This is a genomic window from Mycobacterium angelicum (genome assembly GCF_002086155.1).
Classification (GTDB): Bacteria; Actinomycetota; Actinomycetes; order Mycobacteriales; family Mycobacteriaceae; genus Mycobacterium; species Mycobacterium angelicum.
Window position 1 is genome coordinate 1 of the sequence record NZ_MVHE01000319.1, and the last position, 411, is coordinate 411.

At 63.3% G+C, this 411-nt stretch carries 1 protein-coding gene and 1 pseudogene; both read right to left on the reverse strand.

Annotated features, from left to right (window positions below; translation table 11 throughout):
* Positions 1-140, reverse strand: a pseudogene (locus BST12_RS29580) (haloalkane dehalogenase); the annotation flags it as partial.
* Between the two features lie 93 nt (positions 141-233).
* On the reverse strand, positions 234-411 hold a 178-nt coding region (locus BST12_RS29585), incomplete at its 5' end, for a CbrC family protein (RefSeq protein ID WP_211281428.1).

Here is a 411-nt window from a genome sequence, read left to right on the forward strand (position 1 = left end):
GGACCGTCGCCCGGGCCCTCGTCGACGTAGTGCATTCGCAACGGCTGGGTGTCGCCGGCCGTCACATCGACATAGTGCGGTGCAAACGGGTAGCCCACCAGGTGTTCGAACCGGGAGTCTGGGGTGCGTAGGACATCCATGATCTGCTCCTCTCTGAGCTGTGCCACGTCGGAACCATTGTTGTGCAAAAGCGTCCGATATCCGCGCTCGCGTCGACTCAGTCGCCGCCGAGGTTAAGCGAAATCGGCGTAGGCCAAGTGGACGCCGCAGCTCAGGCACCTGAAGAGGTAGGCGGTCGCCAGCCCGTTTCGATCGAGCGTCAGGATGAATTCCTCGATTTTGTCGGCGGGCCAGTCGTAGCCGCGGTACTCATTGCGCAGCGCATCCAGGGCGTCAGGGAGGTCGGCCACC